The sequence below is a fragment of the Streptomyces viridosporus genome, assembly GCF_002078235.1.
Classification (GTDB): domain Bacteria; phylum Actinomycetota; class Actinomycetes; order Streptomycetales; family Streptomycetaceae; genus Streptomyces; species Streptomyces viridosporus.
In genome coordinates, this window is sequence record NZ_MSGP01000952.1 from 1 (window position 1) to 552 (window position 552).

1 pseudogene is annotated in these 552 nt (G+C 75.9%); it reads right to left on the reverse strand.

What is annotated here, in order from left to right:
* Positions 1–215: 215 nt before the first annotated feature.
* Positions 216–552: pseudogene (locus B7L92_RS38870) on the reverse strand (hypothetical protein); the annotation flags it as partial.

The window sequence follows — 552 nt, forward strand, 5'->3', positions numbered from 1 at the left end:
AGGAACGGGTCCGCCGACGCGGCCATGCCCCGGCCGTAGGGCGCGTCGGCGGACCCGTTCCTGCGGCTCTTCCCGCACATCGGGGGCTGAGCACCGGCGGCCGCGGCGTCCGCGCCCGGTCGCCGCCCGACGCGGCACTTCGTCCCGGATCCCCGCCGGATCCGGGACGGAGTGCCGCGTCACGTGCGCATCGGCGGCCCGAAGGGGGTGGCGGCTCAGATGTGCTTCTCGGCGCGGCGGCGCATCCAGAAGACACCGCCGCCGACGACCGCCGCGGCCACCAGTCCGCCGCCGATGGCGATGTCGGTCGGCGTCGCCCCGCTCGTGCTGCTGCCGCCGATGCCGCCGCGGACACCACCGAGGACGGTGAAGGCGGCCGGCCGGGTCAGGGTCCTGCCCGAGCAGTGGACCGTGATGTCGTACGAACCGGGACGGGCGTCGTGGTCGATGGTGGCGGTCCCCCTCGCGGTGTCGTGGTTGCCGCCCCGCCCGTCGTTGTTGCCGCCCCGCCCGTCGTTGTTGTTGCCCCGGCCGTCGTCGTTGCCTCGGCCG